Below are 6635 nucleotides of genomic sequence, written 5' to 3'. Positions count from 1 at the left end.
CGCCTTCGACCTGCTCGACACCCCGATACCGCTCACCGCCGCCGCGTAGCCAGAACAACCACCCCACGAAACCAGCCAATCCCCAGGTCACCCCGGGATTCACCTATTTCAGCTGCCGTAACTTCGGCCTAGCTGTTGTCGCAGGAGGATCAGGCGTGGCGGGCTGCGAACGCCGACGAGGAAACTTTCACGCTGACCGATATTGGCCCTCATGAGCGTGCCGCCGGAAAGTCATGGCGATCGATGTAGAAGATGGTGCCTTGCGTGTTGTCGAAGAATTGGAACCTGATGACGTTCGGGGACTCGTCTAACGCAGGGCTCGTCGAGGTGGTCTACCTGGCCAAGGTGGCGTCCCGGGAGCGGTGTGACAGTGGCCTGATGTGGGTTCCGCTCGCTTGTGTTTTGGGATTCTATGCGATGGCTGCAGAATCGGTTGTCGGCGTTCATGTAACTGCCGCCGGCCGCGCCCCGGAATTCGCAGATGCTGCAGGCGCCGCTCGCGGCGCGCGGCGCCGACCAGAACAAACCAAGATTGGATCTCTACTGTGGTCGACCATCGCCTCGGTGTTTAGCCCCCGAAGTCGGTCACGGCCACAGCTGGGTGATGAAGGTATAGCCGACCATGAAGACCAGCAGTAGCACGGTGATCCGCAGTACCCATAGGGCGGCCTGTGCGCCGGGGCCCAGCTGAGCGCGCGGTACTGGGGTGCGACGATTTTCGGTCAGTTGGCCCGTCTCAAGGATGTCAAGAACATCGCCCGTCGGGTGGATCACGCGGTGCTTGTCAGGGCTCGGCATGGGTGGTCCCTTCGGTATCGTCGAGGCGTTCCCTACGAATTGGCCGGCAGCCAGTGGATGGACTGTAAGAACGAGTCGATGGCGTAGGCCAGCGCGGCGAGAGTGATCAAGGCCACGATCACACCGGCGACAATGTTGTTGATCGGGCGGTTGGCATGGCGTCCCATCAAGGTGCGGTCATTGGCCAGCATCATCAGGAAGATGAGCGTCACCGGCAGCAGCACGGTGGCCAAGACGTTGGCGTTGAGCGCGATCGCCAGCAGCGGGGCGTGCGGAATTAGGATCACCGCGGCGCCCACGAGCGCGGCGGCGATGTTGACTGCGAGGAACAGTCGCGCGCGGCGGGGGTCGATGTTGAAGCTGTGAGCCACGCCGACGCATTCGGCGGCCGCGTAGGCAGTGGAGGCGGAAATGGTCAACACCGCCACTGCGCCGGCCTCGACGAGCCCCAGCGCGAATATCGTCGCGACGGTGTGTCCGGATACTCCCGCTAAGGCTGCTGGGAAGCCTGCACCAGCCAGGCCCTGGATGGTGTCGCCGCCGCGGCCAGCCAGCGCGGCGCCGGCGATCAGCGCGCCGCAGCCGAACACCGCCGCGAGGATGGCACCGACGGCGGTGTCCAGGCGCCCGTGACCGAGGTCGCGGTGGGTGATGCCCTTGTCGGCCGCGGCGCTTTGCTGGAAAAAGATCATCCACGGGGTGACGGTGGCGCCAATGGTCGAAGCCAGCAGCAGCAGAATCGTGTTGGTCGCGCCGGTCGGCAGTGGGGTGAACGTCGCCAGCGCGTGCCCGACCTCCGACCAGCTTGGGCGGCTGAGTACGGCGGCCACCAAAAAAAGCGCGTTGAACACCGCAAGCCCGAGCGCGACGCGCTCCCAGCGGTGATAGCGACCGGTGCCGGCAGCTACCGCGACCAGCGCCACCCCGCCGATCGCGGCTATTGGCGCGCCGATTCCGAAGTAGGCCAACCCGACCCGGATCGCGACGAACTCTGATACCAGTGTCACCAGGTTGGTTACCGCGAGATCGGTGGCACCGAACCAGCCCCACACCGGGCCGTAGCGCTGCAACACGAGCTCGCCGTAGCCGCGGTGGGTCACTGCACCGACCCGCATACAGATCTCCTGGCACACGTAGGCCATCGCGAACAACACCACCGTGAAGGGCAGGAAGAAGCCCAGCCCGTATACCGCGCCGGCGGTGGTGTAGGAAATCATGCTCGGCCCGTCGTTTTCGCCGAGCATCACCAACACCCCTGGCCCGACGAGCAACCAGGCCAGCGTGTGACGCCGTCCCATGCGGCGGGCCAACTCGACACGGGCCCGGTCATTTGACCGCGCCCGGTCCTCGTCGGTTAGCACCACGATCCGGCCACCTCCTGACCAATCGAAGTCATCACCAGGGGCCGGAGTTCGGTCAACCGGATACAAAAGTGTGCCGTGCCGAACTCATTCTGTCTATGGCTTAAGCGCGCTCGTTCCAGGTTGCGAGTTTTGGAAAGCGCGGCGTGCATCCGCGCCGGCCGCGACGACACGAGCGGCGCGCCATAGTGCTCATAGTCCCCTGTGGGCCCCAATAGGATCGGGCTCAGCGGCTCATAGCTATCGCCGCGCGGAAAGCGCTCACAGTGGTCGCTATGGCAACCGTCGCGCTGGCCGTGACGTGCTGTGGCTGCCCTGCCTTGACTACTTCCACGGTGCCGCGCGCACACGCGGCTGATGCGAACTATCAATTGATTCAGGAGCCCGACGCAGGTTACTCCCCGATCATCGGTCTCATCAGCGGCGCGGCCCGCTCGGTACGCATCACTATGTATGAACTCACCGATCCCGCCGCGGTAAACGCACTCATTGACGCACATCGTCGAGGCGTGGACACCAAGGTCATTCTCGATGCCGCATTCCACGGCCACGACACCAACGCCGAGGCCTTCCAAGAACTCAGCGACGCCGGCGTGGACGTGAAATGGGCCCCCACCGGCGTGATCTAACACCAGTTATCCGGCGGTCCGACGCTAGAGGCGTGTAAATTCGCTGGTCAAACTGTCGGCGGCATGCCGCTGACAGTGCTCGTTACCCCGTTGTTTGACTGGGCTCGTCTTCAGTCGGTGGAGCTGGAGCTTGGTCTGGTGCGCGGCACGCCGAAACAGATGGTTGGGAGTATTCGATCGAGGCGGCTCGCGTAGACGCTGCGCAATCGTACGTGTATCACCAGCAGCCCGCTCCCCGATACTCCGCCATCGCGGCGTGGAGGAGGCGATCGATGCGCAGCGTCACAGGCCCCGTCGCCACCGACGGGTTTAGCCCGTCGTCGAAGGTCAGGCCGCGGGAGACGAGGTCGGCCAGCGAGCCTAGCCTGCGTTGGACCCACCGCCGCTCGCACTTGGCGATCGGCTGTCTCGAAACAGACGAGTTTCAAGAGTCTCAGAAGTCCGTCGCACGCCGCGCAGACGTGGCGATGACCACGTTCGCGGCCTGCAATACCTCCGTTCGACGGTACGTATTGGCGGGCGCTCGGCTGGCGCGAGTCGACCGAGCAAATCGCGGGGGTGGTCACGCGGCCGTGACTACTTCGCTCGCAGTCCGTCGAGCAGGGTGTTCAGCGCATGGACGCCCTCGTCGCGCGCCGAATGCTGATCGGATGCATTTGCGATGAACAGGGCCGTCTCATCGGCAGCAGCGAGAAGGACATGCGCCAGAGCATCGACCGGTTGTCCCACCGCAAGGTCGCCTTCTTCCACGGCGCGCTCAAGCATGGCGCGGATAGCTCCCAATCCATAAAGGCTTTCGAGTTCGCGCCACCTCACCCAGCCCAGCACAGCTGGTCCGTCGATGAGGAGAATCCGCTGGACATGGGGCGTGAGGGAAGCGTCGAGAAATCCGATTAGCCCCTGCCGCAGTTGATTTAATGCCCCGTCCGCTGGGTCCGCCAGGTTCTTGGCGGCTTCCATGACCAAGTCCTCTTCGACGCTGATAAACACTGCCTCGAAGAGCGCCTGCTTATCGGCGAAATGATGGTAGAGCGCGCCCCGTGTTCCCACTCCGGCCTCGGCAACCACTTCTTCTGTGCCGGTGCGGTGATACCCCTTCTCGACGAACAGTCGCCGGGCGGCGTCCACGAGTGCGGCGCAAGTTGCCTCGGCCAGCGCAGCACGTCGCGCCTTTAGGTCGAGTCGTTCCTCACCCTGCGGCATCGCCCCAGCCTATTGCATACAGGATGTAGGTCACATACAGTCCGCATGTCGCATACAGGTCATATGTGAGCGGTGTCAACTGCCGTTGCCTACCTGACGTGGAGGTTCGCTATGCCTAATCCTGTCGATGTTGTCCGTGAGTTCTGCGCTCTGATGAAGCGACGGGATCCGGAGGCGTTGCGCCCACTCCTGGCTGAGGACGCCGTGTATCAGAACGTCGGCATGCCGGCCTCGACTGGAGTGGACGCCATCGTGGAGAACATGGGAGCGCAGTTCTCCATGTTTCCCGACGCCTACGCATTCGAAATCGTGAACATCGCCAGTGACGGTCCAGTCGTTTTGACTGAACGGCTTGATTACATCCAGACGCCCGACGGAGCCAAGCCAGGGGTTCCGGTGATGGGCACATTCATCGTCGGCGATGACGGCAAGATCACCCGCTGGACGGACTACTTCGACGTCAGCTTGACGGTCAAACTCCTTCAAGGCGAGGACATCAGCGCGCTTGTGCCAGCCGCATCTCATCCCTAGAAGCAGTATGGCGAGGCATTGTTCGCCGTTGACGTACCAGATCGAGGAGAGCACATAACAGTGAACGCCGACGCAACGACGGACGAGGTTCGCCAAAGGCCTTCTGATCCAGCCGCCAACGCTCACGGTTCACAATCAAGCGACGTATCGGGGCGAGCAAGAATCTGGTTGCTCATCGTCTGCTGCCGTGGTGGCCGTGTGGGCACCCGGACGCGATGGAAGACAACTCGCCATCGTCCGCCGACTCACGTCTGAACGGGCAACCAAGTGATGAACGCGAACGACGGTGTGACACCCGAGATGCCAACGATCACTTCACGCAAAAGTTGGGGCATTACGACCAATCTCGGGACTACGGCGCTGGCCGTCGCCGCGCAGCGTGCCGCAGAAACGGCGCAAGAAAACGCCCTGGTTCGTGACGAGTTCGCCGCCGTGCTGGTGGCGGCGGTAAACGAGCCGGGTTGGCAGACGATGGCGCAGGGCGATCTTTCCTGGATGGGTCCCGAGGACGACACCCGGCAGAGGACGCCGGCGGAAGAGAGAGACGGTGGTTGAGATGACCGTCCGCGACGTTATGGGAACAGCTCATGTCGCCCGGGCTCAGGCGAATGCGATGGCTGCGATGGCTGCCAGGCAACGACTTTGGAGCGGCGGTGGGACGCACTGGCCGAATTGCCGATTCAGCTCATGCCCAAGCAATTTTCACCGGAAGGGCGCGGGGTCCTCGCAAGGTGGATCCTAGCGGCGCGGCGGCGGGGGCATCGGTCAGCCGAATGTCTGTGGTGTGATCCAGGATGAGGTCGAGCGCTACGTGCAGCTGCTCCCTGGCAAGCCAGGCGCCGATGCAGTGGTGCTCACCGAAACCGAACGTCAGGCTGCGGTTGAGTTGGCGATCGAGGTCAAATTCGTTGGGTTTGCGGAACGCCGCCGGGTCTCGATTCGCTGCAGCGAACGAGTAGATCATCGACGCGTGGGGCGGAATCTGCACACCGCCGAGCTCGGTGCCCTCGGCGCCGGCCTTTCGCGGCAAATTCGCCACCGGCGGCTCCCAGCGAATAGCTTCTTCCACCGCGGCGCGTCTGACCTCACGATCAGCGCGAAGGCGTTCCTGCACGCCGTCAACGGTCAGCATGGCGTAAATCAGCGAGCTGAGACCGTTGGTCGTGTTGTGCGTCCCGGCAGGAAAGAGCAACCGCAGAAATGACAGAACTTCCTCCTCGCTGAGTTGGCTGCCTTCGGCGACAAGCGCGGAGACGAGGTCCGACTGTGGTGTTCGGTGGCGGTCGGCAAGTATGCCGAGAAGAAATTCGGTCAGCTCGGCGCGTGCACGCAGCGCAGCCCAGGTCGCTGCCCAGCGTGCCCAGGGCCGTGGGTATCGAACTTGATGAAGTCCGCTGCGAGGCTGAATTCGCCCAAACCACCGAAGATCTCGACCTCGGCTCATGGACCATCCCTGCCGGCTGCGTGGCGGGAGTCACGGCGACGTGGCAAGGACTGCTCGACAGCCGCGTGATCATCGAACTCACCGTGCGATGGCGCAAAGGAACGACACTGCAGCCGGACTGGAAGGTCAAACACGGCTATGTCGCCGAGGTCACCGGGATGCCCAGCGCAAAACTGCGGTTCGACATACTCCCCCCGCCCGATTTCGACGGAAAGACGATGGACGATTTCATGGTCCTCGGCATGGTCGCCACCGCCATGCCCGCCGTGCAGGCGATCCCCGCGGTGTGCGCGGCGAAGCCCGGAATCATCACCTATCTCGATCTCCCGCTGATCAGCGCGCACGGATACCTCCGCTCCTGAAACCGCCGGCCCCCATGTACCCAACGGGGCCGGTTACGGAGTATCTGCGGTGCGCATGTCACACGGTGGCTGCAGTCCGATGTGCCGATGCTTGGGCTGATTCCGTTACCCGGTAGGCGCATCGACGCGATGGCTGGCCGGCGTTGGACAACGCCGGCATGATCCGCCTGGACCTTGTCAGTGAAGAGAGGTTAGGTCGTGGTGTGCTGGTCGGATGAGTCGCTGGGCTCGACGATCTTTGTTTCCTCACGTGCCCCGTGGCTGATCTCGATGCGGCGCGGCTTGGCCCTTGCCGCCACGGGGAGGG

General features: G+C 63.5%; 8 protein-coding genes. 4 read left to right on the top strand and 4 right to left on the bottom strand.

What is annotated here, in order from left to right:
• Positions 1–585 precede the first annotated feature (585 nt).
• A complete protein-coding gene (locus tag ACLP4W_RS30400; RefSeq protein ID WP_442391349.1) occupies positions 586–798 on the bottom strand; it encodes a hypothetical protein in 213 nt (70 codons plus the stop codon).
• A gap of 32 nt (positions 799–830) precedes the next feature.
• Positions 831–2162 carry an NRAMP family divalent metal transporter gene (locus ACLP4W_RS30395; protein ID WP_442391347.1) on the bottom strand — a complete coding sequence of 444 codons (1332 nt, stop codon included), beginning with the start codon at positions 2160–2162 and terminating at the stop codon, positions 831–833.
• Between the two features lie 272 nt (positions 2163–2434).
• Between ACLP4W_RS30395 and ACLP4W_RS30390 the strand changes: the two genes are divergently transcribed.
• A complete protein-coding gene (locus ACLP4W_RS30390; protein WP_442391345.1) occupies positions 2435–2788 on the top strand; it encodes a phospholipase D-like domain-containing protein in 354 nt (117 codons plus the stop codon).
• Between the two features lie 576 nt (positions 2789–3364).
• Here ACLP4W_RS30390 and ACLP4W_RS30385 read toward each other — a convergent pair.
• A complete protein-coding gene (locus ACLP4W_RS30385; protein ID WP_442391343.1) occupies positions 3365–3991 on the bottom strand; it encodes a helix-turn-helix domain-containing protein in 627 nt (208 codons plus the stop codon).
• A 111-nt stretch (positions 3992–4102) separates the two neighbouring features.
• Between ACLP4W_RS30385 and ACLP4W_RS30380 the strand changes: the two genes are divergently transcribed.
• Positions 4103–4522, top strand: coding sequence for a limonene-1,2-epoxide hydrolase family protein (locus tag ACLP4W_RS30380; RefSeq protein WP_442391341.1), 420 nt, complete (start codon positions 4103–4105; stop codon positions 4520–4522).
• 270 nt (positions 4523–4792) lie between these two features.
• Positions 4793–5077, top strand: coding sequence for a class I SAM-dependent methyltransferase (locus ACLP4W_RS30375; RefSeq protein WP_442391339.1), 285 nt, complete (start codon positions 4793–4795; stop codon positions 5075–5077).
• Between the two features lie 130 nt (positions 5078–5207).
• Here ACLP4W_RS30375 and ACLP4W_RS30370 read toward each other — a convergent pair whose 3' ends face one another.
• Positions 5208–5816: a cytochrome P450 gene (locus ACLP4W_RS30370; protein ID WP_442391351.1), complete on the bottom strand. Its 609-nt coding sequence runs from the start codon at positions 5814–5816 to the stop codon at positions 5208–5210.
• 29 nt (positions 5817–5845) lie between these two features.
• On the opposite strand from ACLP4W_RS30370, the gene ACLP4W_RS30365 reads away from it, so the two are divergent.
• Positions 5846–6328, top strand: coding sequence for a hypothetical protein (locus ACLP4W_RS30365; RefSeq protein WP_442391337.1), 483 nt, complete (start codon positions 5846–5848; stop codon positions 6326–6328).
• Positions 6329–6635 lie beyond the last annotated feature (307 nt).

This window comes from Mycobacterium sp. (genome assembly GCF_052145595.1).
In the GTDB taxonomy this organism is placed as follows: Bacteria; Actinomycetota; Actinomycetes; order Mycobacteriales; family Mycobacteriaceae; genus Mycobacterium.
This window is presented reverse-complemented; position numbering and strand designations above follow the sequence as displayed.

What these genes read in the sequence shown, in the direction of transcription:
- ACLP4W_RS30400 (WP_442391349.1), bottom strand. Translation starts at nt 798, where the DNA reads ATGCCGAGCCCTGACAAGCACCGCGTGATCCACCCGACGGGCGATGTT.
- ACLP4W_RS30390 (WP_442391345.1), top strand. Translation starts at nt 2,435, where the DNA reads ATGGCAACCGTCGCGCTGGCCGTGACGTGCTGTGGCTGCCCTGCCTTG.
- ACLP4W_RS30385 (WP_442391343.1), bottom strand. Translation starts at nt 3,991, where the DNA reads ATGCCGCAGGGTGAGGAACGACTCGACCTAAAGGCGCGACGTGCTGCG.
- ACLP4W_RS30380 (WP_442391341.1), top strand. Translation starts at nt 4,103, where the DNA reads ATGCCTAATCCTGTCGATGTTGTCCGTGAGTTCTGCGCTCTGATGAAG.
- ACLP4W_RS30375 (WP_442391339.1), top strand. Translation starts at nt 4,793, where the DNA reads ATGAACGCGAACGACGGTGTGACACCCGAGATGCCAACGATCACTTCA.